27 protein-coding genes and 1 riboswitch are annotated in these 24,886 nt (G+C 75.0%); of the genes, 18 read left to right on the top strand and 9 right to left on the bottom strand.

Annotated features, from left to right (window positions below; translation table 11 throughout):
- The first annotated feature begins 3 nt into the window (after nt 1-3).
- From EJK16_RS07085 to EJK16_RS07040, 10 genes are all read left to right on the top strand, one after another.
- Complete coding sequence (locus EJK16_RS07085; RefSeq protein ID WP_127127691.1) at nt 4-774, top strand: Mut7-C RNAse domain-containing protein; 771 nt, start codon at nt 4-6, stop codon at nt 772-774.
- A 117-nt stretch (nt 775-891) separates the two neighbouring features.
- Nucleotides 892-1,203 (top strand): integration host factor, actinobacterial type, encoded by a 312-nt coding sequence (gene mihF, locus EJK16_RS07080; RefSeq protein WP_127128039.1) that lies wholly within the window; start codon nt 892-894, stop codon nt 1,201-1,203.
- 31 nt (nt 1,204-1,234) lie between these two features.
- Nucleotides 1,235-1,825, top strand: coding sequence for a guanylate kinase (gmk, locus tag EJK16_RS07075; RefSeq protein WP_127127689.1), 591 nt, complete (start codon nt 1,235-1,237; stop codon nt 1,823-1,825).
- 94 nt (nt 1,826-1,919) lie between these two features.
- Nucleotides 1,920-2,183 carry a DNA-directed RNA polymerase subunit omega gene (gene rpoZ, locus EJK16_RS07070; RefSeq protein ID WP_127127687.1) on the top strand — a complete coding sequence of 88 codons (264 nt, stop codon included), beginning with the start codon at nt 1,920-1,922 and terminating at the stop codon, nt 2,181-2,183.
- Between the two features lie 67 nt (nt 2,184-2,250).
- The gene (gene coaBC / locus EJK16_RS07065; RefSeq protein ID WP_127128037.1) at nt 2,251-3,483 is read left to right on the top strand and encodes a bifunctional phosphopantothenoylcysteine decarboxylase/phosphopantothenate--cysteine ligase CoaBC; all 1,233 of its coding nucleotides are present in this window, start codon (nt 2,251-2,253) and stop codon (nt 3,481-3,483) included.
- Entirely contained in the window at nt 3,480-4,691 is a 1,212-nt protein-coding gene (gene metK / locus EJK16_RS07060; RefSeq protein ID WP_205739627.1) for a methionine adenosyltransferase, read from the top strand. The genes coaBC and metK overlap by 4 nt, the downstream gene beginning before the upstream one ends.
- A gap of 56 nt (nt 4,692-4,747) precedes the next feature.
- On the top strand, nt 4,748-6,880 hold the full coding sequence (locus EJK16_RS07055; protein WP_127127685.1) for a primosomal protein N': 2,133 nt from the start codon (nt 4,748-4,750) through the stop codon (nt 6,878-6,880).
- A 73-nt stretch (nt 6,881-6,953) separates the two neighbouring features.
- Nucleotides 6,954-7,661 carry an HAD family phosphatase gene (locus EJK16_RS07050; protein WP_127127683.1) on the top strand — a complete coding sequence of 236 codons (708 nt, stop codon included), beginning with the start codon at nt 6,954-6,956 and terminating at the stop codon, nt 7,659-7,661.
- Nucleotides 7,662-7,672: 11 nt separating this feature from the next.
- Nucleotides 7,673-8,611, top strand: coding sequence for a methionyl-tRNA formyltransferase (gene fmt / locus EJK16_RS07045; protein WP_127127681.1), 939 nt, complete (start codon nt 7,673-7,675; stop codon nt 8,609-8,611).
- Nucleotides 8,608-10,155 (top strand): RsmB/NOP family class I SAM-dependent RNA methyltransferase, encoded by a 1,548-nt coding sequence (locus EJK16_RS07040; protein WP_127127679.1) that lies wholly within the window; start codon nt 8,608-8,610, stop codon nt 10,153-10,155. The genes fmt and EJK16_RS07040 overlap by 4 nt, the downstream gene beginning before the upstream one ends.
- Nucleotides 10,156-10,278: 123 nt before the next feature.
- Here EJK16_RS07040 and EJK16_RS07035 read toward each other — a convergent pair whose 3' ends face one another.
- Together EJK16_RS07035 and EJK16_RS07030 are read right to left on the bottom strand one after the other, a co-directional pair.
- Complete coding sequence (locus EJK16_RS07035) at nt 10,279-10,725, bottom strand: Rieske (2Fe-2S) protein (protein ID WP_127127677.1); 447 nt, start codon at nt 10,723-10,725, stop codon at nt 10,279-10,281.
- Between the two features lie 16 nt (nt 10,726-10,741).
- A complete protein-coding gene (locus EJK16_RS07030; protein WP_240645831.1) occupies nt 10,742-11,326 on the bottom strand; it encodes a DUF6529 family protein in 585 nt (194 codons plus the stop codon).
- Nucleotides 11,327-11,532: 206 nt separating this feature from the next.
- On the opposite strand from EJK16_RS07030, the gene rpe reads away from it, so the two are divergent.
- On the top strand, nt 11,533-12,198 hold the full coding sequence (gene rpe, locus EJK16_RS07025; protein WP_127127675.1) for a ribulose-phosphate 3-epimerase: 666 nt from the start codon (nt 11,533-11,535) through the stop codon (nt 12,196-12,198).
- Between the two features lie 66 nt (nt 12,199-12,264).
- Here the strand turns inward: rpe and EJK16_RS07020 are convergent, their stop codons facing one another.
- The 7 genes from EJK16_RS07020 to EJK16_RS06990 form a co-directional block, all read right to left on the bottom strand.
- Nucleotides 12,265-13,566, bottom strand: coding sequence for an MFS transporter (locus tag EJK16_RS07020; RefSeq protein ID WP_127127673.1), 1,302 nt, complete (start codon nt 13,564-13,566; stop codon nt 12,265-12,267).
- A gap of 37 nt (nt 13,567-13,603) precedes the next feature.
- On the bottom strand, nt 13,604-14,410 hold the full coding sequence (locus EJK16_RS07015; RefSeq protein ID WP_127127671.1) for an IclR family transcriptional regulator C-terminal domain-containing protein: 807 nt from the start codon (nt 14,408-14,410) through the stop codon (nt 13,604-13,606).
- Complete coding sequence (locus EJK16_RS07010; protein ID WP_127127669.1) at nt 14,407-15,576, bottom strand: 4-hydroxybenzoate 3-monooxygenase; 1,170 nt, start codon at nt 15,574-15,576, stop codon at nt 14,407-14,409. Before EJK16_RS07010 ends, EJK16_RS07015 begins: the two co-directional genes overlap by 4 nt.
- On the bottom strand, nt 15,573-16,478 hold the full coding sequence (locus EJK16_RS07005) for an ABC transporter ATP-binding protein (protein ID WP_127127667.1): 906 nt from the start codon (nt 16,476-16,478) through the stop codon (nt 15,573-15,575). Before EJK16_RS07005 ends, EJK16_RS07010 begins: the two co-directional genes overlap by 4 nt.
- Complete coding sequence (locus EJK16_RS07000) at nt 16,478-17,254, bottom strand: ABC transporter permease (RefSeq protein WP_127128031.1); 777 nt, start codon at nt 17,252-17,254, stop codon at nt 16,478-16,480. Before EJK16_RS07000 ends, EJK16_RS07005 begins: the two co-directional genes overlap by 1 nt.
- 65 nt (nt 17,255-17,319) lie before the next feature.
- Nucleotides 17,320-18,165, bottom strand: coding sequence for an ABC transporter permease (locus EJK16_RS06995; protein ID WP_127127665.1), 846 nt, complete (start codon nt 18,163-18,165; stop codon nt 17,320-17,322).
- The gene (locus tag EJK16_RS06990; RefSeq protein ID WP_127127663.1) at nt 18,162-19,148 is read right to left on the bottom strand and encodes an ABC transporter substrate-binding protein; all 987 of its coding nucleotides are present in this window, start codon (nt 19,146-19,148) and stop codon (nt 18,162-18,164) included. The genes EJK16_RS06995 and EJK16_RS06990 overlap by 4 nt, the downstream gene beginning before the upstream one ends.
- Nucleotides 19,149-19,562: 414 nt before the next feature.
- Here EJK16_RS06990 and pcaH point away from each other — a divergent pair, with 414 nt between their 5' ends.
- The 7 genes from pcaH to EJK16_RS06955 all read left to right on the top strand — a co-directional run bounded on the left by pcaH (nt 19,563) and on the right by EJK16_RS06955 (nt 24,865).
- Entirely contained in the window at nt 19,563-20,339 is a 777-nt protein-coding gene (pcaH, locus tag EJK16_RS06985) for a protocatechuate 3,4-dioxygenase subunit beta (protein WP_127127661.1), read from the top strand.
- Entirely contained in the window at nt 20,332-20,922 is a 591-nt protein-coding gene (gene pcaG, locus EJK16_RS06980) for a protocatechuate 3,4-dioxygenase subunit alpha (protein WP_127127659.1), read from the top strand. The genes pcaH and pcaG overlap by 8 nt, the downstream gene beginning before the upstream one ends.
- A 65-nt stretch (nt 20,923-20,987) precedes the next feature.
- Nucleotides 20,988-21,114: riboswitch (FMN riboswitch) on the top strand.
- A 90-nt stretch (nt 21,115-21,204) separates the two neighbouring features.
- On the top strand, nt 21,205-22,104 hold the full coding sequence (locus tag EJK16_RS20510) for an ABC transporter permease (RefSeq protein ID WP_205739626.1): 900 nt from the start codon (nt 21,205-21,207) through the stop codon (nt 22,102-22,104).
- A 50-nt stretch (nt 22,105-22,154) separates the two neighbouring features.
- Nucleotides 22,155-23,195, top strand: coding sequence for an ABC transporter substrate-binding protein (locus EJK16_RS06970; RefSeq protein WP_127127657.1), 1,041 nt, complete (start codon nt 22,155-22,157; stop codon nt 23,193-23,195).
- Nucleotides 23,196-23,205: 10 nt separating this feature from the next.
- Nucleotides 23,206-23,469, top strand: a complete 264-nt coding sequence (locus tag EJK16_RS06965; RefSeq protein WP_127127655.1) for a phosphoribosyl-ATP diphosphatase — start codon at nt 23,206-23,208, stop codon at nt 23,467-23,469.
- 95 nt (nt 23,470-23,564) lie between these two features.
- Nucleotides 23,565-24,410 carry an ATP phosphoribosyltransferase gene (gene hisG, locus EJK16_RS06960; protein WP_127127653.1) on the top strand — a complete coding sequence of 282 codons (846 nt, stop codon included), beginning with the start codon at nt 23,565-23,567 and terminating at the stop codon, nt 24,408-24,410.
- Nucleotides 24,411-24,412: 2 nt separating this feature from the next.
- Entirely contained in the window at nt 24,413-24,865 is a 453-nt protein-coding gene (locus tag EJK16_RS06955; protein WP_127127651.1) for a PH domain-containing protein, read from the top strand.
- The last annotated feature ends 21 nt before the right edge of the window (nt 24,866-24,886 follow it).

Below are 24,886 nucleotides of genomic sequence, written 5' to 3'. Positions count from 1 at the left end.
TCGATGGGGGAGCCGGGCGCCGCCGGCCTCGAGATCGTCTTCGACCCGGAGCTGCGGTTCCACCTGCCGCCGCCGCGCCGGCGCGGCTCCGTGACCGTCCCGGCGGACCCCTCCGCCACGCTCGGGCACCTTGTCCAGTCGATCGGCGTGCCGCTCACGGAGGTGGGGGTCCTGCTGCTCGACGGTGCCCCGGCCGCGGCGTCCCGGCGCGCGGTCGGCCGCCGGCTCGCCGTCCCGGCGGCGCCGCGCCCGCAGCCCGCGCCGCAGCCCCTGCGCTTCGTCCTCGACGTCCACCTCGGCTCCCTCGCGCGCCGCCTGCGCCTGCTCGGCCTGGACGTGGCCTACCGCACCGACGCCGGCGACGACGAGCTCGCGGAGCTGGCCCTCGCCGAGTCGCGGGTGCTCCTCACGCGCGACCGCGAGCTGCTCAAGCGACGCGTCCTGGGCGAGCCGGTGCCCCGGCTCGGCGCGTTCGTGCGTGGCACCGAGGTCGAGGCGCAGACGGCGGACGTGCTGGGCCGGTTCGCGCCGGTGCTGGCGCCCTTCACCCGGTGCCTGGCGTGCGGCGGCCCGCTGGTCCCCGCAGCGAAGGCGGCGCTGCTGGACGTGCTGCCCGCCGGCACCCGGCGCAGCTACGACGACTTCGTCCGGTGCGCCCGCTGCGGTCGCCCCTTCTGGCGCGGCGCGCACAGCCGGGGCCTCGCCGCCGCGGTGGAGCGTGCCACCGCGCTCCTCGCCGGGGGCGGTGCCGACGGCGGCGACCCGCCCGGGTGACCCCCTCAGGGCGCCGGGACGTGTGCGGTTCACCACCAGTTCGACAGCCGTTGCCGGTAGCGTGGTGAGCAACTACCTTCCAACGCAGTGCCCCTGTGACATGACGAGGTGACCGACGTGGCCCTGCCGCCGTTGACTCCTGAACAGCGTGCCGCCGCCCTGGTGAAGGCTGCCGCCGCCCGCGCGACGCGGGCGGAGGTGAAGAGCAGGCTCAAGTACTCCCAGGTCAGCCTGTCCGAGGTGCTGGAGGCGGCCCGCACCGACGAGGCGCTGGCCAAGCTCAAGGTCGTCTCGCTCCTGGAGTCGCTGCCCGGCGTCGGCAAGGCCACCGCACGGTCGCTCATGGCGGAGTTCGGCATCTCCGAGGCGCGTCGCGTCCGCGGCCTGGGCCCCCACCAGAGCGCCGCCCTCATCAAGCGCTTCGGCTGAGGTGCCGGCGGGTGCTGGCAGGATGGCCGTCATGACCGAGCCCGCCCCCGCCCCCTCCGCGCCGACCACCCGCCCCGCACGCCTGACGGTGCTGTCCGGACCGACGGCGGTGGGGAAGGGCACCATCATGGCCGAGCTTCGTCGGCGCAGCCCCGAGCTGTGGATCTCCGTCTCCGCGACGACGCGGGAGCCGCGGCCCGGTGAGGTGGACGGGGTGCACTACCACTTCCTGACGGGCGAGCGCTTCGACGCCCTCGTCGAGGCGGGGGAGATGCTGGAGTGGGCCGTCGTGCACGGCCGGAACCGGTACGGCACCCCCCGGGGCCCGGTGGACCGGATGCTCGCGGCCGGCCGTCCCGTCTTCCTGGAGGTCGACCTCCAGGGCGCCCGCCAGGTCCGCGGCGCGATGCCGGAGGCGCAGCTCGTGTTCCTCGCCCCGCCGTCCTGGGAGGAGCTCGTGCACCGCCTCGTCGGGCGGGGGACCGAGGGCCCCGAGGAGCGGGAGCGCCGGCTCGCCACCGCGCGGGAGGAGCTCCGGGCCGTCCCGGAGTTCGACCACGTGGTCGTCAACGACGATGTGGGACGCGCCACGGACGAGCTCATGGCCCTCATGGGGTTGTAGCGCGGGGTAGTATCGAGGGCTGTATGCGCGCCGCGCCCCCAGGCGTCGCCGTCGCGCATCGACCGCGAACCGCCGAGCCCTAAGAAGGTCACCCATGTACGGAACCGTCGCCGCCCCCGAGGGCATCACCGACCCGCCCATCGACGAGCTGCTCGAGCGCGTGGACTCCAAGTACGCCCTGGTGATCTACGCCGCCAAGCGCGCCCGCCAGATCAACACCTACAACTCGCAGCTGCAGGAGGGCCTCCTGGAGTTCGTCGGCCCGCTGGTGGCCTCCGGGCAGGACGACAAGCCGCTCTCGATCGCCATGCAGGAGATCAACCAGGGCATGCTGACCCTCACGCGGATTGAGGACTAACCTCGTCGGCATGACCGAGCAGTCCGGCCCACGCGCCGCCACGACCCCCGGGGGGACGGGCGGCGCGTTGCGCGTCGTCCTCGGAGTCACCGGCGGCATCGCCGCGTACAAGGCCGCCTACGTCCTGCGCCTGCTCCGCGAGGCGGGGCACCGCGTCCGGGTGGTCCCCACGGAGGCCGCCCTGAGGATGGTGGGCCGGCCCACCTGGGAGGCCCTGTCCGGGGAGCCGGTGCGCACGGACGTCTTCGACGACGCCGAGCACGTCGACCACGTGGCGCTCGGCCGCGGCGCGGACCTCGTCGTCGTCGCGCCGGCCACCGCGGACCTGCTCGCCCGGGCCGCCGCCGGGCTGGCCGACGACCTCCTCACGGCCACCCTGCTGACCGTGACCTGCCCGGTGCTCCTCGCCCCGGCCATGCACACCGAGATGTGGCTGCACCCCGCCACCCAGGCCAACGTCGCCACCCTGCGGGCGCGCGGCGTGACGGTGCTCGACCCGGACTCCGGCCGGCTCACCGGCACCGACTCCGGGCCCGGACGGCTGCCCGAACCGGCCGCGATCGTGTCGGCGGCCCTGGCCCTCGTCGGCACGGGCCCCGTGACCGACCTGGCCGGGTGCACCGTCGTCGTCTCCGCCGGCGGCACCCGCGAGCCCCTCGACCCGGTGCGGTTCCTCGGCAACCGGTCCAGCGGCCGCCAGGGCATCGCGCTGGCCCTGGCCGCCGCCCGCCGCGGCGCCCGGGTCACGCTCGTCGCCGCCAACGTCGAGGCGGCGCTGCTGCCCGCGCACCCCGGCGTCGCCGTCGAGCGGGTGGAGACCACCGCCGAGCTGCGCGAGGCCGTGCGCTCCGCCGCGGCCGGCGCCGACGTCGTCGTCATGGCCGCCGCCGTCGCCGACTTCCGGCCCGCCGCCACGTCCGGGCACAAGATCAAGAAGACGGCCGACGCCACACCGGACCCGATCGTGCTCGTGCAGAACCCCGACATCCTCGCCGAGCTCGCCACCCACCGGCTGCGCGCCGGCCAGGTCGTCGTCGGCTTCGCCGCGGAGACGGGCGACGCCGACGCCGACGCCCTCGCGCACGGGCGCGCCAAGGCGCGGCGCAAGGGCGCGGACCTCCTGGCCGTCAACGAGGTCGGCGCGGGCCTCGGGTTCGGCGACGTGCCCAACGCCGTGACGATCCTCGACGCCGACGGCGAGGTCGTCGCCCGCGCGCAGGGCAGCAAGGACGACGTCGCGGACGGCCTGTGGGACGCGGTCACGGCCCGCCGCCGCGCTGCCACTACGATCGACCGGTGACTTCTGCCCCTGCTCTGCGTCAGTTCACGTCCGAGTCCGTGACCGAGGGTCACCCCGACAAGGTGTGCGACCGGATCTCCGACTCGATCCTCGACGCGATCCTCGAGCAGGACCCCGAGGCCCGGGTGGCGGTGGAGACCATGGTCACCACCGGCCTCGTGCACGTGGCCGGCGAGGTCACCACCGAGAAGGCGTACGTCGAGATCCCGCAGATCGTGCGGGACGAGGTCACCCGGATCGGGTACACCTCGTCGAAGATCGGCTTCGACGGTGCCTCGTGCGGGGTCTCCGTCTCGATCGGGCAGCAGTCCCCGGACATCTCGCAGGGCGTGACGAAGTCCCTCGAGGGCCGCGACGACGCCGGAACGCTCGATCCCCTGGACGTCCAGGGCGCCGGGGACCAGGGCCTGATGTTCGGCTACGCCTGCGACGACACCGCGCAGCTGATGCCGCTGCCGATCTACCTCGCGCACCGCCTCGCCGAGCGCCTGGCCAAGGTCCGCAAGGAGAACATCGTCTCGGGGCTGCGCCCGGACGGGAAGACCCAGGTGACCATCGGGTACGAGGGCGACCGGGCCGTGAGCCTGGACACCCTCGTCGTGTCCACCCAGCACGACGAGTGGGTGCGCCAGGACCTCCTGCGCGAGGCCGTGGCGGCCGAGGTCGTCGCGCCCGTGCTCGCCGCCGCGAACCTCGAGCTGGTCACCGACGGCCACGAGCTGCTGGTCAACCCCACCGGCAAGTTCGTCGTGGGCGGCCCCATGGGCGACGCCGGGCTGACCGGCCGGAAGATCATCGTCGACACCTACGGGGGGATGTCGCGCCACGGCGGCGGGGCGTTCTCCGGGAAGGACCCCTCCAAGGTCGACCGCTCGGGCTCCTACGCCATGCGGTGGGTGGCGAAGAACGTCGTCGCGGCGGGGCTGGCGCGCCGCTGCGAGGTCCAGGTGGCCTACGCGATCGGCCGGGCGCGTCCGGTGGGCCTGTTCGTGGAGACCTTCGGCACCGAGACCGTGCCGGTGCCCCGGATCGTCGCCGCCGTCCGCGAGGTCTTCGACCTGCGTCCCGCCGCCATCGTCCGGGACCTGGACCTGCTGCGCCCGATCTACCGCCACACCTCCGCCTACGGCCACTTCGGCCGCGAGCTGCCCGAGTTCACGTGGGAGCGCACCGACCGCGTCGACGACCTCCGCTCGGCCGTCGCGTGAACCCCGGCGCACACCCCGCGGGACGGCGTGTGGGACGTCCGTGATGTGATGTGGGCATGACCCCGACGAGCCGCTCCCGCCCCCAGCAGGGCGCGCTCCTCGACCTGCCCGCCCCCGGTCCCGTCCCCGTCGACGGGGACGGCGTGAGCGACCCGGTCGCGCGCGTCGTGGTCGACGTGCCCCTGCCGCACCTCGACCACGCCTTCGACTACCTCGTCCCGCCCGCGATGGCGGAGACGGCGCTGCCGGGCACGCGCGTCCAGGTCCGCTTCGCCGGCCAGGACCGGTCGGCGTTCGTGGTCGAGCGGCGCGCCGACACGGACCACCGCACCGCCCTGGCCCCGCTGCGCCGCGCCGTCTCCCCGGTGCCCGTGCTGTCGCCCGCCGTGCTGCGGCTGTGCCGGGCCGTCGCGGACCGGTACGCCGGGACGCTCATGGACGTCGTCCGCCTCGCGGTCCCGCCGCGCCACGCGACCACCGAGAAGTCCGTCCTCGAGAAGCACAGCCCCCGGGCCGACGCCGGCCCCGACGTCCCCGCACCGGAGGGCGCCGCGTGGCGGCCGTACACCGGCGGACCGGCGTTCCTGCGCCACCTCGCCGCCGGGGAGGGCCCGCGCGCCGTGTGGACCGCGCTGCCCGCCCACGACGACGCGGCCGCGGTGGTGCCGTGGGCCACCGCGGTCGCCCAGGCCGCGCAGGCCACGCTCGCGTCGGGGCGCGGTGTCCTCGTCGTCGTCGCGACCAGCCGGCAGGTCACCGAGGTGGCCGAGCGGCTCGCCGCGCACCTGCCGGGCGAGCCGGTGGTCCGCCTGGTGGCGGACGACGGTCCCGCCAAGCGCTACCGCAGCTTCCTGCGGGTCCTGCTCGGGGAGGTGCGGGTGGTGGTCGGCACCCGCGCCGCCGCCTTCGCCCCCGTGCCGGACCTCGGCCTGTGCGTCTGCTTCGACGACGGCGACGACCGCCTCGCCGAGCCCCGCGCCCCCTACCCGCACGCCCGGCAGGTCCTCGCCCTGCGGGCCGAGCAGGAGGGCGCGGCGTTCCTCGTGGGCGGCTACACCAGGACGGTCGAGGCCCAGCTGCTGCTGGAGCAGCGGTGGGCCTTCCCCGTGCAGGCGCCCCGCGAGGTGGTGCGCCGGGCCACCCCGCGCGTGCAGGCGCCCAGCGAGATCGACCTCGCCCGAGAGGGCGCCGCCGCCGCGGCGCGGATCCCGCACCCCGCCTGGCGCCTCGCCAAGGAGGCGCTCGATGTCGGGCCCGTCCTCGTCCAGGTGGCCCGCGGCGGCTACCTGCCGGTGGTCTCCTGCGCGCGCTGCCACGAGCCCGCGCGCTGCCGCACGTGCCACGGCCCCCTGCGGCTGGAGGGCGCCGGCCGGGCGCCGACGTGCTCGTGGTGCGGGCGTCACGCGGTCGACTGGAGCTGCCCCACCTGCAGCCACTCGGCCCTGCGCGCCACCCGCGTGGGCTCCTCGCGCACCGCCGAGGAGCTGGGCCGCGCGTTCCCCTCCGTCCCGGTCGTCGTCTCCGGGGCGACGGCGCGCCACGGCGTCGTCGAGACGGTCGACGACCGGCCCCGGCTCGTCGTGGCGACGCCCGGCGCGGAGCCCGTCGCCAGCGGGGGCTACGCCGCCGCCCTGCTCCTCGACGGCGCCGCCAGCACGTCCCGGCCCGAGCTCTGGGCGTCGGCGGAGGCGCTGCGGCGCTGGCTCAACGCCGCCGCGCTCGTGCGCGGCGCCGACGGCGGGGGCCGGGTCATGCTGCTCGGCCAGCCGGCGCCGGTGCCCGCGCAGGCCCTCGTGCGGTGGGACCCGGCCGGGTTCGCGGAGCGGGAGCTCGCCGAGCGCACCGAGCTGGCGTTCCCGCCGGCGGTGCGGCTCGCGGCCGTCCAGGGGACGCCCGGCGCGGTCCGGTCCTTCCTCGCGCACCTGGAGCCGCTCGAGGACCTCGAGGTGCTCGGCCCGGTCGAGGTTCCCGCGGGCGCCCCCGGGGCCGACGCCGCGCCGCCCGACGCGCCGCGCCGTCCCGGCCGCCCGCGGGCCGCCGCGGAGGCGGAGGTCCGCGCGGTGCTGCGCGTGGACCGGCGCCGTGGCACCGAGCTGTGCCGGAAGCTGGCGCACGCGTCGGCGGCCCGCAGCGCCCGCAAGGAGGACGGCGCGGTGCGCGTGCAGGTGGACCCGCCGGACCTGTGGTGAGGACCGGGCGCGCCGCCGCGCCCCGGCGGGTGAGTGCGTCCCCGCCGCCCGCCCGGTGGGGGAGGATGGCGCCATGACGCGCACCCCCGGCCCCGAGCTCACCGTCGTGTTCGACCTGGGGCAGGTGCTCGTGGGCTGGGAGCCGTACGGCGCCGTCTCCGACCACCTCGACCGCGCCGCCTGGGAGCGGTTCTCGGCCGACGTCGACTTCCCGGCGCTCAACCTCGCGATGGACGCCGGCCTCACCCTCGCCGAGGCCGAGTCCCGCGTGGCCGGCGCGCACCCCGAGCATGCGGGAACCCTCGCGCGCTACTGCGAGAACTTCGCCGCGGCGCTGACCGGGCCGGTCCCGGGCACCGCCGCGGTCGTCGCGGAGCTCGCCGACGCCGGTGTGCCCCTCCTGGGCCTGACCAACTGGTCGGCGCACACCTTCGCCCACGCACTGCCGGCAGCCCCGGCCATCGCCTACCTCGAGGGCATCGTCGTCTCGGGCCGCGAGGGAGTGGTCAAGCCCGACCCGGAGATCTTCCGCATCCTGCTGGGCCGCTACGCCCTGGACCCGGCCCGGACGGTGTTCGTCGACGACTCTCCGGCCAACGTCGCGGGCGCCGCCGCGCTCGGCATCACCGCCCTGCGCTTCACCGGCGCGGACGCCCTGCGCCGCGACCTCCTCGCGCTCGGCCTGCCCCTCGCCCTGCCCGCGGCCGCGCCCGCGGTCATCGACGGCCACGCCACCGCCGGCGCCGGCACCGCCGCGGCCCCGGGCGGGCCCGGCGCCTAGACTCGTCCACCATGCGCCTGCTCTTCGCCGGCACCCCCGAGGTCGCCCTGCCCTCGCTGCGTGCCCTCCTCGCCTCGCAGCACGAGGTCGTCGCCGTCCTCACCCGCCCCGACGCGCCGCGCGGCCGGGGCCGGGCCCTCGCCGCCAGCCCGGTCGCCGAGCTGGCCCGCTCGGAGGGCGTGAGAGTGCTGACCCCGCGCACCCTCCGCGAGGAGGGCGTGCCGGAGCAGCTGAACGCGCTCGACCTCGACGCCGCGGCGGTCGTCGCCTACGGCGGCCTCATCCCGGCCGCCCTGCTCGACGTCCCGCGGCACGGGTGGATCAACCTCCACTTCTCCCTCCTCCCGGCGTGGCGCGGCGCGGCCCCCGTCCAGCGCGCCGTCATCGCCGGCGACGAGGTCACCGGGGCGAGCGTCTTCCAGATCGAGGCCGGGCTGGACACAGGGCCCGTCCTTGGCACGCTCACCGAGACCGTCCGGCCCCGTGACACCGCCGGGGACCTGCTGGGCCGCCTGGCCGTGTCCGGCGCCGACCTCCTCACCGCCGTCATGGACGGTGTCGCCGCGGGCGACGCCCGCGCCGAGGCGCAGCCCGCCGACGGCGTGAGCCTGGCCCCGAAGCTCGAGCCCGCGGACGCGGAGGTGCGCTGGACCGACCCGGCCCTGGCCGTCGACCGGCTCGTGCGGGGCTGCACGCCGGCCCCGGGGGCGTGGACCACGGCGCCCGGCGGCGCGCGCCTCAAGCTCCGCCCGGTCCTGCCCCGGCCCGACGTCGACGACCTGCGGCCGGGGGAGGTTCGCGCCGGGAAGCGGGAGGTGCTCGTGGGCACCGGGTCGCACGCCGTCGCCCTCGGCGAGGTGGCCCCCGCCGGGAAGAGCTGGATGCCGGCCGAGGCCTGGGCCCGCGGCGCCCACCTCCCCGACGCGAGCGCGCTGGGGGCCCGCTCATGAGCGAGGCCCCCGGCCGCGCCGCGCACCCGCCGGCCGGCCGCGACCGCGCGGCGGGCCGCGACCGGGCCGCCCGGGCACGGGTGCAGCGACCGACCACCCCGGACGAGCCGCGCCGCGCCGCGTTCGACGTCCTGCGGCAGGTGGGGCAGAGCGACGCCTACGCCAACCTCGTCCTGCCCGGCCTGCTGCGCGAGCGACGGATCGTCGGGCGCGACGCCGCCTTCGCCACCGAGCTCGCGTACGGCACCCTCCGGATGCAGGGCCGCTACGACGCCGTCATCGCCCGGTGCACCAAGGGCCGCGCGCTGAACACCCTCGACGCCCCCGTCCTGGACCTGCTGCGGCTCGGCGCGCATCAGCTCCTCGGCATGCGGGTCCCGACCCACGCCGCCGTTTCCGAGACGGTGACGCTGGCCCGCGCCACGGTCGGCGTCGGCGCCTCGGGCATGGTCAACGCGGTGCTCCGCGCCATCGGGCGCCGGCCGCTGGAGGACTGGCTCGCGGAGATCGCCGACGCCGCGGACCCGGCCGGCACGGACGCCGTCGCGCGGCTCGCGGTGACCACCTCCCACCCGGAGTGGATCGCCCGTGCCATGCGCCAGTCCCTCCTCGCGAACGGCCGCCCGGCCTCGGAGCTGCCGGAGCTGCTGGCGGCGGACAACCTCGCGCCGCGGGTGACCCTCGTCGCCCGGCCCGGCATCGTCTCCGTCGACGAGCTGGCCGCCGAGGCCGAGCGCGAGACCGGCGCCGACCCGGCACCGGGCCGCTGGTCCCCGCAGGCCCTCGTCCCGGACGGTGGGGACCCGTCGCACCTGCCCGCGGTGCGGGCCGCCGCCGCCGGCGTCCAGGACGAGGGCTCGCAGCTGGTCGCCCTGGCGCTGGCCGCCGCGCCGCTCGCTCCCGCCGGCACCGCGCACGCCGCCGGCACCGCGGGGGACGTCCCGGACGCCGCCTGGCTGGACCTCTGCGCCGGGCCCGGCGGCAAGGCGGCGCTGCTCGGCGCCCTCGCCCACGTCCGCGGCGCGCACCTGACCGCGAACGAGGTGGCCCCGCACCGCGCCCGCCTGGTCCGCTCCTCGGTCGCGGCGATCCCAACCGGCACCGTGGACGTCGTCACGGGCGACGGCCGCGAGCTCGGCGCCGAGCGGCCGGGACAGTTCGACCGCGTCCTCGTCGACGCCCCGTGCACCGGCCTGGGTGCGCTGCGCCGCCGGCCGGAGTCCCGGTGGCGCCGGAGCCTGGACGACCTCGCCGCGCTCGGCCCGCTGCAGCGCGCGCTCCTCGCCTCGGCGCTGGAGGCGGTCCGGCCCGGGGGAGTGGTCGCCTACGTGACGTGCTCCCCGCACGTGGCCGAGACCCGCGTCGTCGTCGAGGACGCCCTGCGCCGCCGGGACGACGTCGAGCTCCTCGACGCGGTCCGCGCCGTCCAGGACGTGGCCGTGACCCCGCTGCCGGGCCTGGGCGACGGTCCCTTCGTGCAGCTGTGGCCGCACCTGCACGAGACCGACGCGATGTTCCTGGCCCTCATCCGCCGGACGGCGTGAGCCGCACCCCGGCCCTGCCCGCGGCGGCGCTCAGGACAGGGCGATGAGCGCACCGATCGTGAACCCGGCGGCCACCAGCCACAGCAGCGTCGGCAAGGCCTGTACCCAGCGCATAGGACCACCTCAGAGGGTGTAGACGACCCGGTCGCGGACCGTGACCGACACGGCGGGAAGCGGGCGGGGCGCCGGGCCGCCCAGCACGGCACCGGTGCGGGGGCTGAACCGGCTCCCGTGGCACGGGCAGACGATGGCCTCCGCCGTGACGGTCGCGACGGTGCAGCCCTGGTGCGTGCAGACGGCGGAGAACCCGCGCACCGTGCCACCCGCGTCGCGGGTGAGGACGATGCGGCTCTGGGTGAGGACGAGGCCCCCGCCCGGGGGCACCTGGTCGAGGGTGGCGAGGCGCTGGGCGGGCGCGGCGGTCATGCCGTACGCGTTCGCCGCCCCACCCTCGTTCTGCGGGCGGCCGGCGACGGCCACCCTGGCGGCCACGTAGCCGGCGACCGCCGCTGCCACGGCGATGGCGAGGCCGTGGAGCGCTGAGCGACGGGACATCGTGCCGGTCGGCATGGGCGGGCCCTCCGGGTCAGGTCAGCGGGATGCCGGGGCGCGTGAACAGCCACAGCGCCGCGGTGAGCCAGGCCAGCACGAGCAGGGCCAGGAGAGTGACACCCAGCAGCGGGATCGCCCGGCGCGGGAGCCGGCGGACGCGCAGGCCCAGCATCTTCGCGGCGAAGGCGCCGTAGAACAGGCACCCGGCGATCCCGTGCACGACGACGCGGGGGCTGGTGGTGGCCAGGCCGAGCGCCCAGAGGCAGTGGAACGCGACCGGCAGGGTGAGGACGAACGCGACGCTTCCGCTGTAGCGGTGCACGAGCGCCGCCCAGGGCGGGGCGGTCCCGGCGCCCGGCAGACGCCCCCACATCCACAGTGCGGTGGTGACCTGCACCAGCAGCAGCGCCACCGCCGCGCTGCCCAGCCACGCCTTCATCTGGAGCATGCCCGAGAAGCCGAGGGTGAACAGCGGACGGCCGGCGGCGGGGTGCAGGCGGCCGTAGACACCCAACGCCACCGCGACCCCGACCCCGAGCGCCAGGACGGCGAGGAGCCGGGCCCGGCGCGAGGGCCCGGCCCGGGCGCGCACCGGTGCGTGCGGGTCCATCGTGCCCATCTCTGGCCTCCCGCGCGGCCTCGTGCGCTCTGCCGGGCGCACGTCCTCAGGTCGCACCCCGATCGTCCTCCCGCGGCCCCGCCGGGACAATGCCAAGGCGCAGCTGGCGGGCTTTCGGGGCGCCGGGCCCGGTCTGGGGCGCCCGGGTGGCCACCGACACAGCGGCACGCCCGGCCCGCCGCACGGTCGGCCCCTAGTCTGGGGGAGTGAGCATCCTCATCTCCCCGAGCATCCTGAACTCCGACTTCTCCGACCTGCGCGGAGAGCTCGCCAAGATCGCCGGCGCCGACTATGCGCATGTGGACGTCATGGACAACCACTTCGTGCCGAACCTGACCCTCGGCCTGCCCGTGGTCGAGGCCATCGTCCGCGCCACGCCCGTGCCCGTCGACGCGCACCTCATGATCGAGGACCCGGACCGCTGGGCCCCCGCCTACGCCGAGGCCGGCTGCGCGTCGGTGACCTTCCACGCCGAGGCGGCGACCGCGCCCGTGAAGCTCGCGCGCGACCTGCGCGCCGCCGGGGCCCGCGCCGGGCTGGCGCTGCGGCCGGCCACGCCGATCGAGCCCTACCTCGACCTCCTGCCCGAGTTCGACATGATCCTCGTGATGACCGTGGAGCCCGGCTTTGGGGGCCAGTCCTTCATCGACGGCACCCTGCCGAAGATCCGCCGCACCCGCGAGGCGATCTCCGCCTCCGGCCTCGACGTGTGGGTCCAGGTCGACGGCGGCGTCTCTCGCGCCACGATCGAGCGGGCCGCCGACGCGGGGGCCAACGTCTTCGTGGCCGGCTCGGCGGTGTACAAGGCGGACGACGCCGCCGCCGAGGTCGACGCGCTGCGCGGGCTCGCGCAGCAGGCCCACCGGCACTGACCCTGCCGGGGCGCCGGCCACCGCCCCACCCGGGTCGTGGCCCGGCGTCGGCGTGACGCACGGCCGTCAGCCGTGCGGCACGCCCCGCCGGGCGCCGATCGGCGCGTCCTCCCCGGCGCGCAGCCCCGCGACGCCCATGAGGGCGGCGGCGGCCAGCAGGATCAGGACCGGGGTGGCCCAGCCGTCGGTGACGGCGTGCGACCAGCCGACCAGTACCGGGCCCACGGCGGCCAGCCCGTACCCGGCGCCCTGCACCATCGCGGAGACCGAGCGTCCGTAGTCGGCGTCGACGGGGCGCACGGCGACGAGCGTGAGGCCCAGACCGATGCCGGCGCCCTGCGCGACGCCGCCGACCAGCACCCACGCGAGCCACAGCCCCGGGACGAGCAGCAGCCCGGCGAGGAGCACCGCCCAGCCCGCGGCCACCGTGACGGCGACCCGGCGGGCGTTGCCGAGCCGCGCGAGGAGGGTGGGCACGGCGAGCGTCCCGGCGATGCCGAGGAGATGGAAGAGGGACACGGCAGTGCCGGCCGTGGCGGTGGTGACGCCCGCCTGATCCGCCACGAGCGGCGGGAGCCAGGCGCTCGAGCTGTAGAACAGCGTCGACTGCAGGCCGAAGAAGAGCGCGAGCCACCACGCGGCCGGCTGGGTCCACACCGAGGGGCGGGCCGCCGGGCCGCGGCCGTCGGCCCGCCCGGGACGGGCGGCGGGACCCGGCACGGCCCGCGCGGGCCCGGCCGTCGGTCCCGCCGCCGGCCCCGCCGCGGGCGCGGCAGCCGCGCGGCGCATGCGCACCAGCCAGACCACCAGCGCGAGCACCACGAGGACCGCGAGCAGGGCGGTCGAGCCGCGCCAGCCGACGACGGCGGCCACCGGGACCGCGACCGCCACCGCCAGCGCTGCGCCGACCCCGTAGGAGCTCGTCGAGGCCGCCATGACCTCCTTGGTGCGCCCGCCGGCGTCGCGCCGCACGAGGACCGGGACGACGACGTTGCCCACCGTGATAGCCAGCCCCACGCCCACGGTGCCGAGCAGCAGCGTGACGAGGCCGCCCCACGGCCGCAGCGCCACCGACACGCCGAGGAGCACCAGGCTCAGGAGCACCGCCCGGTCCAGGCCGACGCGCCGCGTGAGCAGCGCGACCAGGGGAGAGCCGACCGCGAAGCAGATCAGGGGCACGGAGGTGACCAGTCCCGCCGTCGTCCCTGTCAGGTCCAGGTCCGAGCTGATCTGGTCGATGAGCGGCGGGATGCCCACGATGGGGCCGCGCAGGTTCAGGCCGACCAGGACGACGGCGAGCACCAGCAGGCCCAGGCCCGGGCGGGCGGCCGGCCCGCCGGGGGACGGGCGGGCGCTCTCGGTCGTCATGGGCCGGTCGTCGCGGCGTCGCACGAGCGTCCCGTCGTCACCGGCGGGTGGCGAGGTCGTCCGAGATCGCCTGGGCGGTCTGAAGGAGGTGGGGGAGCACGTCGCTGAGCAGGGCCGCGGCGGGGCCGCGCCGCGCCGCCGTCGAGAGGTTGACCGCGGCGACGACGGCGCCCGAGCCGTCGCGGATGGGCGCCGCGATCGAGCGCAGCCCCTCCTCGAGCTCCTCGTCGACCAGCGCCCAGCCCTGCTCGCGGACCTTGGCGAGCTCGGCGAGCAGCGCCGCCGGGTCCGTCACCGTGTACCGCGTCAGCGCCTCCAGGTCGCCCAGGCGGGCGGCGGCCTCGTCGCCCGGCAAGGCCGCCAGCAGCACGCGGCCCATCGAGGTGGCGTACGCCGGCAGCCGGGTCCCGACGCCGAGGTCCACGCTCATGATCCGTCGGCCCGCGACCCGGACGACGTAGACGATCTCCCGCCCGTCCAGGACGGAGACGGACACCGACTCGCCCAGCGTCTCCGCGAGCTGCTGGACGTGCAGGGTGGAGATCTCGGGCAGGGTCAGTGACGAGAGGTAGGCGTACCCGAGCTCGAGGACGCGGGGGCGCAGCGCGAACAGGCGGCCGTCGGCGTGGACGTACCCCAGCTCGACGAGGGTGTGCAGGAAGCGCCGGGCCGCGGCGCGAGTGAGCCCGGTGCGCCGGGCGACGTCGCTGAGCGTCAGCCGGGCGTGGTCCGCGTCGAACGCCCGGATCACCGCCAGGCCCCGGTCGAGGGACTGCACGTAGCTCGTGCTGCGCTCCTGCGGGGCGGCGCCGCGCGGCTCGGCCACCACTGGGTCCTCGCTCATCCCACGTAGTTCTCGGCCAGCGCCGTGGAGTAGGCGCGCGAGGAGACCACGTTGGTCAGCTGCGCCGTCTGCACCCGCCGGTCGAAGGCGGAGTCGGCGTCGAAGCGGTGGAGCATCGTGGTCATCCACCACGAGAAGTACTCGGCCCGCCACACGGCGCGGAGCGCGCGGTCGGTGTACGTCCGCAGCCCCGCCTCCTCGCCGGTGCGGACCTGCTCGGTGAGCGCCCGGGCGAGGAGGTCGACGTCGCGGATCGCCAGGTTCATGCCCTTGGCGCCGGTCGGGGGCACGGTGTGGGCGGCGTCGCCGGCCAGGAACAGCCTGCCGCGCTGCATGGGCTCGCCCACGTAGCTGCGCAGGGGCGCGAGCGAGCGCTCGAAGATCTCCCCGCGGGTCGGCTCCCACGGCTGGCCGTCGAGGCTGAACCGCAGCGCGAGCTCGTCCCAGATGCGCTCGTCCGGCCACTCCTCGAGGCGGTCGGTGGACGGCACCTGCAGGTACAGCCGTGTGACGGTCGGGGACCGCATCGAGTAGAGGGCGAAGCCGTTCTCGTGGTTGGCGTAGACGAGCTCGTGGATGCGCGGCGCGGCGTGGGCGAGGATCCCCAGCCACGCGAACGGGTACACCTTCTCGATGGGTGTCAGGGCGCCGCCGAGGGCGGGGCGGCCCGCGCCGTGGGCGCCGTCGCAGGCGACGACGAAGTCGGCCACGATGCGGTGCTCGCCGCCGTCCGCGGTGTACGTGACGGACGGTTCCGCGGAGTCGATGTCGTGGATCGCCGCCGGCCCGCAGGCGAACCGGACGTCGCCGCCGTCGGCGAGCCGCCGCTCGGTCAGGTCGTGGACGATCTCCTGCTGCCCGTAGACGGTGATGTGGCGCCCCGTGAGGTCCGTCATGGCGATGCGGTGCGCGGTGCCGTCGAAGCGCAGCTCGATGCCCTCGTGCGGGAGTCCCTCCCGGTCCATCCGGTCCCCGACGCCCGCGCGGCGCAGGATGTCGGCGGCGCCGTGCTCGATGACCCCGGCGCGCACCCGGGCCTGGACGTAGTCGCGGTCCTGCGCCTCCACGAGGATCGTGGCGATGCCCTCCTCATGGAGCAGGTGTGACAGCAGCAGGCCGGCGGGGCCGGCGCCGACGACGACGACCTGCGTCCGCTCCGTGCTCATGCGCCCGCGAGACCGGCGTAGGGGCCGTCACCGACCGTCGGGGGCAGGTCGCCGCGCGCGCCGGCGGCGGGCACGAAGACGTCGTCGCCCGGGCGGTAGCCGCGCTTGGCCTTCTGGACGAGGTCGTAGATGTGGGCGCGCAGGCGGGCGAACTCGGGGTCGTTGCGGGTGGTGAGCTGGTCGCGCTCGTCGGGCAGGTTGACCGTGACGTCCTCGAGGATCACCGTGGGGCGGCCGGAGAGGACGAGGACCCGCTGGCCGAGGTAGATGGACTCGTCGATGTCGTGGGTGACGAACAGGACGGTCACGCCCAGGCGGTGCCACAGGGCACGGACGAGGTCCTCGAGGTCGGCGCGGGTCTGGGCGTCGACGGCGGCGAAGGGCTCGTCCATGAGGAGGATGTGGGGTTCGTAGGCCACGGCGCGGGCGATGGCGACGCGTTGCTGCATGCCGCCGGAGAGCTGCCAGGGGTAGGAGGCGGGGACGTCGGCGAGGCCGACGGCGTCCAGGGCGGTGGCGACCAGCCGCTTGCGTTCGGCCTTGCCCAGGCCCTTCTCCTTCAGGGGCAGCTCGACGTTCTGCGCCACGGTCAGCCAGGGGAACAGGGACCGGGCGTACTCCTGGAACACGACGGCCATGCCCTTGGGCGGCCCGGAGATGGCGGTGCCCTCGAGGACGACCTGGCCGGAGCTGGGGGCGAGCAGGCCCGAGATGCAGCGCAGCAGCGTGGTCTTGCCCGCGCCGGAGGGGCCCACGATGCAGACCATCTCCCCGGCGCGGACCTCGAAGGTGAGGTCGCGGATGGCCTCGGTGCCGCCGTCGGCGCCGGGGTAGACCTTGTGGAGGGCGCGGACGTCGAGCAGCGTGGAGCCGGGGGCGGGGCGGTCGGTGGGGGTGGACATCAGTTACCTCCTCGTTGGGACCGCCGCAGGCCGGTGTACCAGGCCAGGACGGGGCGCTCGACGGCGCGGAAGATGATGGAGAGCAGGACGCCGACGAGGCCGAGCAGGATGATGCCGGTCCACATCTCGGGGAGGGCGAAGCTGCGCTGGAACTGGACGATGGTGAAGCCGAGTCCGTTGTTCGCGGCGAACATCTCGGAGATGACCATGAGGATGATGCCGATGGACAGGGCCTGGCGGGCCCCGGTCATGATCTGCGGCGAGGCGCCGCGCAGCACCAGGGTCCGCAGCCGTGCGGCGGTGCCCAGGCGGTACACGCGGGAGGTGTCGCGCAGGACGTCGTCGATGCCGCGCACCCCCTCGATGGTGTTGAGCAGGATGGGCCACACGCAGCCGGTGGCGATGACGAAGACCTTCATGGGCGTGAAGATGCCCAGGAAGAGCATGAGGATCGGGATCATCACGGGCGGGGGGATGGCGCGGAAGAACTCCAGCGCCGGCTCGGTGAACGCGCGCAGCAGCGGGTTCAGGCCGATGAGCATGCCCAGCCCGATCCCCGCGACCAGGGCGATGAGATAGCCGGCCACGAGCCGGAACAGCGAGGGCAGGACGTCGGAGGCGATCCGGCCGGTCAGCCACGTGTCGGGGAAGACGCCCAGGATCGTGCGCAGCGGCGGGAAGAAGAAGCTCGTCGAGCCGGCGGAGGCCACCCACCAGGCGGCGATCAGGACCACCGGCAGGGCGACGACGAGCAGGACGCGCCTGCCCGTGGACATCCCCCGGCGGGCCCGGCGCCCGGCGGGCCGCACGGTCGGGGCGGTGATGGGGGTCGTGGTGGTGCTCATGCGGCACTCTCCCGTCGCACCGAGGGGTGCCAGCGAAGGACCCGGCGCTCGACGAGCCGGGCGAGGACGTTGACGGCGACGCCGAGCAGCCCGGTGACGATCACGAGCGCGTACATCGAGGCCACCGCGCCGGACTGCTGGGCGACGGCCAGCAGCTTGCCCAGGCCCGGGGTGCCGATGATCAGCTCGCCGGTGATCGTCAGGATCAGCGCCACCGTGGCGGCGAGCCGGAAGCCGGTGACGACGTAGGGCAGCGCCGTGGGCCAGATGACCGTGCGGGCCTGCGTCAGCGCCTTGAAGCGGTACGAGCGCGCGGTGTCCCGCGCGACCGGGTCGACGTCCTGGACCCCGTAGAGGACCTGGACGAGGACCTGCCAGAAGGACGCGTAGACCACCAGCAGGAGCGTGGAGCGCATGCCGGTGCCGTACAGGAGCACGGCGAGCGGGATCAGCGCGACGGACGGGATCGGGCGCAGGAACTCGATCGTCGACGAGGTCGCCTCGCGCAGCACGGGGATGCCGCCGACGACGATCCCGATGACGATCCCCGCGGCCATCGCGATGACCAGGCCGACCGCCCACGTCGTCAGGGTCTGCCCGAACGCCGTCCAGAACTCGGGCGTCTGGACCCGCGCGACCAGCGCCGCGAACATCTCCGAGAACGGGGGCAGGAAGCGCCGGTCGACGATGCCGACCCGCGGCGCGAGCTCGATCACCGCGACCACGCAGAGGATGCCCGCCAGGCCCAGCACGGCCTTCCCCCCGCGACGACGCGGGCGTCGTCGCGGGGGAGAGGCCGTGCCGGGGGTGGCGGCGTTCGTCGAGAGGGCCGCGGTGCTCATGGCAGCAGCTTGCTCACATCGACGGGCTCGGTGACCAGGCCGTACTTGAGGGCGAGGTCGGCCAGGAGCTGGACGCTGTCGGCGTTGATGGCGCTCTCGAACCGCGGCATGACCATCTTCTCCTGCACGGTGGGGTCGATCTCCGTGTAGGTGCTCAGGATGGCGCGCGCCTCGTCGGGGTGCTGCTGCGCGTAGCTCAGCGACTCCTCCATGGCGTCTGTGAAGGCGCTGACGGTGTCGGGGTCGCTCTGCTCGTACTGCTGCGAGGTGAAGTAGCCCGCGATCATGAGGTCGGGGTCGACCTCGGCGAAGTTGTAGGTGACGACCTGCGCGCCCTGCTCCTTGGTGATCGTCAGGAAGGGCTCGAGGATCCACGCGGCGTCCACCTTGCCGGAGGCCACGGCGGCGGGCATGTCCGGGAAGCCCATCTCGACGAACTTGATCGTCGAGGGGTCGCCCCCGGCCTTGTCCACGACCGCGCGCACGGTCGAGTCGCCGATGTTGTTCAGGGTGTTCACGGCGACGGTCTTGCCGGCCAGGTCGGCGGGGGACGTGATGCCGGAGGCGGGCATCGCGACGACGGCGCCGATGTCCGACTTCGTGTCACCGGTGGAGAAGTTACCCGGGGCCACGAGCTTGAGGGGCAGGCCCTTGCCGCTGGCCACGAGCAGCGAGGTGACGTTGGAGAAGCCGAACTGGTACTCCCCGGAGACCACGGCGGGCACGACGGCGGCACCGCCCTGCGCGACCTCGAGCTTCATGTCCAGCCCGTGCTCCTCGAAGATGCCCTTGTCCTTGCCGAGCCAGATGGCCGCGGTGTCGACGATGGGCAGGACGCCGACCGTGATGGAGGTCAGCTCTCCGCCGCTGGCGGCGTCGCTGGACCCGGCCGCGCTGGGGGTCTCGTCGGAGCCCCCGCCGGAGCAGGCCGCGGTGAGCATGAGGGCGGTGGCGGCGGCCAGCACCATCGGTGTGCGTCGCATTCGCATTCTTGGTCCTTATGTCGGGGGTGCCGGCGGGGTGATGGCTCGGCCCCCGCTCGTGCGGTCCAGCTGTCGTTCAGCCTGTCTTGGGCGTCGTCGGTACGGTCATGGCCAGGGGTGGGGCCGGCTGGTCCTGCGCCGCGTTGCACAGGCGCGCCTCGTCGTTCTCGATGGGAACTTGAGTTCGCAGGGAGAACGTAGGGGTGACGTAGGTCCCACGTCAAGCAGGCGGCGCGTACTTCTGGCCGCGGGCATACCGTGGTTTTCGACGGCTCCCGGCCGGTAGATGTGATTGACGACACTCGGCGCCTCCGTTAGCGTCCCCGGGAACAAGTGTGCGCATGGGGAACACGAGGGACGTCCCTCGCGGCCGGTGCGCGTGCGGCACGAGGACGTGACCCAGGAGAGGACGACATGAGCGGTCTGCACGATCTCCGCGCCCCGGGGGCCATCACCCGTGGCGGCCTGGTGGTCCCCCAGTACCCGATACCCCAGGACGTGCACCCCCCGCTCGACAGCCCGGAGTACCTCTCGACCGTGAAGCGGCACCCCAAGGAGCCGCTCCGGGCGCTCCCGCAGCGGCTCACCGAGCTCACCGGCCCGGTGTTCGGCAACGACCGCGTGGGGGAGAACGAGAACGACCTCACCGTGGCCCACGGCGGGCCGGGGGAGCCGATCGGCCAGCGGATCATCGTGCACGGCCGCGTGCTCGAGGAGGACGGCCGGCCGGTCCCGAACACCCTGGTGGAGGTGTGGCAGGCCAACGCGGCCGGGCGCTACGCGCACGTGTGGGACACCTGGCCCGCGCCGCTCGACCCGAACTTCGTCGGCGTCGGGCGCATGCTGACCGACGCCGAGGGCAGGTACCGCTTCACGTCCGTCAAGCCCGGCGCGTACCCCTGGCGGAACCACCCGAACGCGTGGCGCCCGGCCCACATCCACTTCTCGCTGTTCGGCCGCGCGTTCACCCAGCGCCTCGTCACCCAGATGTACTTCCCCGACGACCCGCTGTTCTTCCAGGACCCGATCTACAACTCGGTCCGGGACGAGAAGGCCCGCGCCCGGATGATCTCCCGCTTCGACTACGCCAAGACCGAGGACACCTGGGCGCTGGCCTTCGAGTTCGACATCGTGCTGCGCGGGCCCGAGGCCAGCGTCTTCGAGGAAGAGGAGGACGAGGACGATGAGTGAGCGTCTCGGACTGACCCCGTCACAGACCGTCGGCCCGTACCTGGCCATCGGCCTGGACTGGGGCGCGGAGGGCCGGATGGTCGTGCCCGAGGGCACGCCGGGCGCGTTCTGGATCACCGGGCTGGTGCTCGACGGCGACGGCGAGCCCATGCGGGACGCCCTGGTCGAGACGTGGCAGGCCGACCCCGAGGGGCGGTTCGACACCCCCGAGGACCCGCGCGGCGCGCGCCCGAGCACGGTGGAGGGCTTCACCGGTCTCGGCCGCAGCGCCACCTGGGAGGACGACCTGAGCTGGCGCGTGCACACGGTGCGCCCCGGCGCGCTGCCCGCGGCGGACGTCGACGGCGCCGACGGCCCGGTGGAGGCGCCGCACATCGACGTGAACGTGCTCGCCCGCGGCATGCTCGACCGCTGCGTGACGCGCATCTACTTCCCCGGCGAGCCGCTCAACGACACCGACCCGGTGCTGCAGTCCGTCCCGGCCGACCGCCGCGGCACGCTCATCGCCCGGCGCGACGGCGACGGGTACCGCTTCGACATCCGGGTCCAGGGACCCGGCGAGACCGTCTTCTTCGCGGTCTAGCCCCCGCGGCCCGCCCGCCCCACCCGGGCGGGCGGCGCACGCGTTACTATGCGCGGGTAGCAAGCACGTGCTCCGGGGTCGGTGAGAGTCCGAACCGGCGGTGACAGTCCGCGAGCCGCGCACCTCACGGTGCCGGTTGACCTGGTGGAACTCCAGGACCGACGGTAAAAGTCCGGATGGGAGGAAGCACGCGGCACGCATCCGATGCGTGCCGAAGAGGTGACGGCTCTGCCGCGCGCCTCGTCGTCCCCGGTCCACGTGCCCGGACGGGGAGGACGCAGAGTGAGTACCGAGGCAGCGCGAGAGACCGGCACCGCGCCGACGGGCGGCACGGCGCCGACGAACGGCGCGCCGTCCGCGTCGCCCGGGCCCACGGCGGCCCGCGTCGCAGCCGGGCACACGACGCCCGTCACGTCGGCCGGCCGCCGCACAGCCACCGCCGCGCGCCCCCGGTGGATCGCCCCCCTGAGCGTCGGCCTCCTCGGCCTCCTGGTCTGGGAGGCCGCCGCCCGGTCCGGGGCGGTCCCGGCGTTCTTCCTCCCCGCGCCCACCGCCGTGGCCGTCAGGCTCTGGCAGGACCTCACTCTGGGCGGCCTGCTCGGCTACACCGTGCCCACCCTGGTCGAGGCGCTGCTCGGGTGCCTGCTGGGCACCGTCGTCGCCCTGCCCCTGGGGTACGCGGTCTTCCGCAGTCGCTGGGCCGCGGCCGCGCTGAACCCCTACATCGCCGCCTCGCAGGCCATCCCGGCGGTCGCCATCGCGCCGCTGCTGGTCATCTGGCTGGGCTACGGCCTGCTCCCCATCGCCACGCTCTGCGCGCTGCTGGTCTTCTTCCCGATCCTCCTCGCCACGGTCCACGGTCTGAGCACCGTCGACAGGAACGTCGTCGAGGCGGCCCGCCTGGACGGGGCGGCCGGCTGGGCCCTGCTGCGCACCATCCAGCTCCCGCTCGCGCTGCCGAGCCTGCTGACCGGGCTGCGCAACGGCTTCACGCTCTCCATCACCGGCGCCGTCGTCGGCGAGTTCGTCATGGGCGGCGAGGGGCTGGGCCAGGTGCTCTCCGTGCGCGGCGGCTCCTCCGACACCACCGGCCTCTTCTCCGCGCTCCTCGTGCTCTGCGCCCTCGCGATGGCCATCTTCGGCCTGCTCCGCGCCGTCGAGCGCCACCTGGAGCGCCGGTGAGACGTCCACCCGCCCCCGACCATCAAGCCCCCAGCCCAAGGAGAACCTCTATGACCGTCCGCCCCGCCCTCGCCGCCCTCGCCGCCGGCGTGCTGACCCTCGCCGCGTGCGCCTCGCCCACGTCCGGTGACACGAGCGCCCCCCCGACGGACTCGGCCAGCGCCGGGCAGGATGCGATGACGATCGGCCTCACGTACACCCCGGACATCCAGTTCGCGCCGTTCTACGTCGCCGCGGAGCGCGGGTACTACGAGGATGCCGGGGTCGACGTCACGCTGCGCCACCACGGGGCCAGCGAGGGCCTGTTCTCCGCGATCGGCGCGGGCCAGGAGGACCTCGTCGTCGCCGGCGGGGACGAGATGCTCCAGGCCCGCTCCCAGGGGGTGCCGCTGAAGTCGGTGGCCACCCTGTACCAGAGCTACCCCGTCGTGCTGATCGTCCCGGCCGACTCCGACATCACCTCCGCCGCCGACCTCCGGGGACACAGCGTCGGCATCCCGGGCCCCTTCGGCGAGACCTACTTCGGGCTGCTGGCCCTGCTCGGCAGCGCCGGCCTGACCGAGTCGGACGTCGACGTGCAGAACATCGGCTTCACCCAGCAGGCGGCGCTGTCCGCCGGCCACGTCGACGCCGTCATGGGGTTCGTCAACAACGACGCCGTCCGGTTCGCGCAGGCCGGCATGGACGTGCGCACCATCGCGATCCCGGACGACGCCCAGGGCACGGTGCCGCTGGTCGGCATCAGCCTCGGGCTGCTCGACAAGACGGCCGAGGCCCGCCCGGACGACGTGGCCGCCGTCGTCGCCGCCTCGCTGCACGGCGTGCAGGACGTCATCGACGACCCCGGCGCCGCCGTCGAGCTCTCCGCCAAGTACGTGCCCGACCTGGCCCGTCCGGACCAGCAGAAGGCGGCCCTCGCCGCACTCGAGGCCACGGTGCCGCTGTTCCAGGCGGGGCCCGCGCTCGGCGCCCACGACCCCGCCACCTGGGACGCCATGGTGGGGCTGCTCTCGAGCCGCGGCCTGCTCGGGGGAGAGGTCGACCCCGCCGCCGCATGGACCGACCAGTTCCTGCCCGGAGCGAGCAACTAGGGTGGGGGCCGTGAAATCCTTCGAACAGCTCTTCGCGGAGCTCCAGGACAAGGCCGAGACCCGCCCCGAGGGCTCGGGAACCGTCGCGGAGCTCGACGCCGGCATCCACGCCATCGGGAAGAAGGTCGTCGAGGAGGCGGCCGAGGTCTGGATGGCCGCCGAGCACGAGAGCGACGAGGCCACGGCGATGGAGATCAGCCAGCTGCTCTACCACCTCCAGGTCGTGATGATCGCGCGAGGGCTGACCCTCGACGACGTGTACCGCCACCTGTGACCGCAACGCCACAGCGGGCCGGGCGGCGGCTGCCGCCGCCCGGCCCGCTGCCGCGTACGTCCCCGACCGACCCCACCCCCACACGGAGCTGAGAAGTGCTGCGTATCGCCGTGCCCAACAAGGGTTCCCTGTCCGAGCCCGCCTCGACCATGCTGACGGAGGCGGGCTACCGCCAGCGCCGCGACAACCGCGAGCTCGTGCTCGCCGACCCGGTCAACGACGTCGAGTTCTTCTTCCTGCGCCCGCGTGACATCGCCGTGTACGTCGGGTCGGGCACGGTGGACGTGGGCATCACCGGGCGGGACCTCCTGCTCGACTCGGGCGTCGCCGCCGTCGAGCTGCGCGACCTCGGCTTCGCGCGCTCGACGTTCCGGTTCGCGGCCCCCGCCGGGCAGATCACCACGCTCGAGCAGGTGCGCGGGAAGCGGGTGGCGACGAGCTACGACGTCCTCGTCGGCAACTACCTCGCCGAGCGGGGCATCGACGCGAGCGTCGTCCACCTCGACGGGGCGGTGGAGTCCTCCGTCCAGCTCGGCATCGCCGACGTCGTCGCCGACGTGGTCGAGACCGGCACCACCCTGCGCGCCGCGGGCCTGGAGACGTTCGGGGACCCGATCCTCGACTCCGCCGCCGTGCTCATCCACCCCGAGGGGCACGAGGTCACCACCGCCATGCAGGTCCTCGACCGCCGTCTCCAGGGGGTGCTGGTGGCCCGCCGGTACGTGCTCATGGACTACGACGTGCCGGTCGAGCACGTCGAGCGCGCCGTGGCCATCACGCCCGGCCTCGAGTCCCCGACGATCTCGCCCCTGCACGACGGCGCCTGGGTGGCCGTGCGCGCGATGGTGGCGAAGGCGATCACCAACAAGGTGATGGACGACCTGTACGACGTCGGCGCCCGCGCCATCCTCGTGACCTCCATCCACGCCTGCCGCCTCTGACCATGACGTCGCGCCAGGACCTTCACGCACCGTTCCGTCCCCGGATGGCCCGCCGGGTCACGCAGGTCCTGGGCGTCATGACCGTCGCCGGCGCCGCGTTCATCATGATCGCGGTGCCCCAGCTGGAGAACGTGCGGTTCGGCGTCGCCGACCAGGCCGGCACGGCGCTGCTCGCCGCGGTGATCTGCTGGCTGCTCTGGCGACAGGGCGCCGTGCGGGCGGTGCCCGACGAGCGCGGGCTCACGGTGCGCAACTTCATCTACACCCGCACCGTGGAGTGGGCGGAGATCGTCTCCGTGACCTTCGGCGAGGGCAACCCCTGGGTCCAGCTCGACCTCTCCGACGGCGACACGCTCGCCGTCATGGCGATCCAGCGGGCCGACGGCGCGCGCGGCGTGGCCGAGTCGCGGCGCCTCGCCACCCTCGTCGCCCTGCACGAGCCGACGGGCGGCTGAGAGAGGGGCTCGAGCGGTCAA

It is taken from the genome of Georgenia sp. SYP-B2076 (assembly GCF_003991205.1).
Classification (GTDB): domain Bacteria; phylum Actinomycetota; class Actinomycetes; order Actinomycetales; family Actinomycetaceae; genus Georgenia.
This window is presented reverse-complemented; position numbering and strand designations above follow the sequence as displayed.

Excerpts from the sequence above, each read along its gene's own strand:
- EJK16_RS07005 (WP_127127667.1), bottom strand. The coding sequence starts at position 16,478 with ATGTCCACCCCCACCGACCGCCCCGCCCCCGGCTCCACGCTGCTCGAC.
- EJK16_RS06995 (WP_127127665.1), bottom strand. The coding sequence starts at position 18,165 with ATGAGCACCGCGGCCCTCTCGACGAACGCCGCCACCCCCGGCACGGCC.
- EJK16_RS07055 (WP_127127685.1), top strand. The coding sequence starts at position 4,748 with ATGACCCCGACGAGCCGCTCCCGCCCCCAGCAGGGCGCGCTCCTCGAC.
- EJK16_RS06970 (WP_127127657.1), top strand. The coding sequence starts at position 22,155 with ATGACCGTCCGCCCCGCCCTCGCCGCCCTCGCCGCCGGCGTGCTGACC.
- EJK16_RS07050 (WP_127127683.1), top strand. The coding sequence starts at position 6,954 with ATGACGCGCACCCCCGGCCCCGAGCTCACCGTCGTGTTCGACCTGGGG.
- EJK16_RS07000 (WP_127128031.1), bottom strand. The coding sequence starts at position 17,254 with ATGTCCACGGGCAGGCGCGTCCTGCTCGTCGTCGCCCTGCCGGTGGTC.
- fmt (WP_127127681.1), top strand. The coding sequence starts at position 7,673 with ATGCGCCTGCTCTTCGCCGGCACCCCCGAGGTCGCCCTGCCCTCGCTG.
- EJK16_RS07030 (WP_240645831.1), bottom strand. The coding sequence starts at position 11,326 with ATGGGCACGATGGACCCGCACGCACCGGTGCGCGCCCGGGCCGGGCCC.
- pcaH (WP_127127661.1), top strand. The coding sequence starts at position 19,563 with ATGAGCGGTCTGCACGATCTCCGCGCCCCGGGGGCCATCACCCGTGGC.
- rpoZ (WP_127127687.1), top strand. The coding sequence starts at position 1,920 with ATGTACGGAACCGTCGCCGCCCCCGAGGGCATCACCGACCCGCCCATC.
- EJK16_RS07040 (WP_127127679.1), top strand. The coding sequence starts at position 8,608 with ATGAGCGAGGCCCCCGGCCGCGCCGCGCACCCGCCGGCCGGCCGCGAC.
- EJK16_RS07010 (WP_127127669.1), bottom strand. The coding sequence starts at position 15,576 with ATGAGCACGGAGCGGACGCAGGTCGTCGTCGTCGGCGCCGGCCCCGCC.
- EJK16_RS07085 (WP_127127691.1), top strand. The coding sequence starts at position 4 with ATGGGGGAGCCGGGCGCCGCCGGCCTCGAGATCGTCTTCGACCCGGAG.
- EJK16_RS07015 (WP_127127671.1), bottom strand. The coding sequence starts at position 14,410 with ATGAGCGAGGACCCAGTGGTGGCCGAGCCGCGCGGCGCCGCCCCGCAG.
- EJK16_RS06955 (WP_127127651.1), top strand. The coding sequence starts at position 24,413 with ATGACGTCGCGCCAGGACCTTCACGCACCGTTCCGTCCCCGGATGGCC.
- EJK16_RS07035 (WP_127127677.1), bottom strand. The coding sequence starts at position 10,725 with ATGCCGACCGGCACGATGTCCCGTCGCTCAGCGCTCCACGGCCTCGCC.
- EJK16_RS07020 (WP_127127673.1), bottom strand. The coding sequence starts at position 13,566 with ATGACGACCGAGAGCGCCCGCCCGTCCCCCGGCGGGCCGGCCGCCCGC.
- pcaG (WP_127127659.1), top strand. The coding sequence starts at position 20,332 with ATGAGTGAGCGTCTCGGACTGACCCCGTCACAGACCGTCGGCCCGTAC.
- gmk (WP_127127689.1), top strand. The coding sequence starts at position 1,235 with ATGACCGAGCCCGCCCCCGCCCCCTCCGCGCCGACCACCCGCCCCGCA.
- EJK16_RS06990 (WP_127127663.1), bottom strand. The coding sequence starts at position 19,148 with ATGCGACGCACACCGATGGTGCTGGCCGCCGCCACCGCCCTCATGCTC.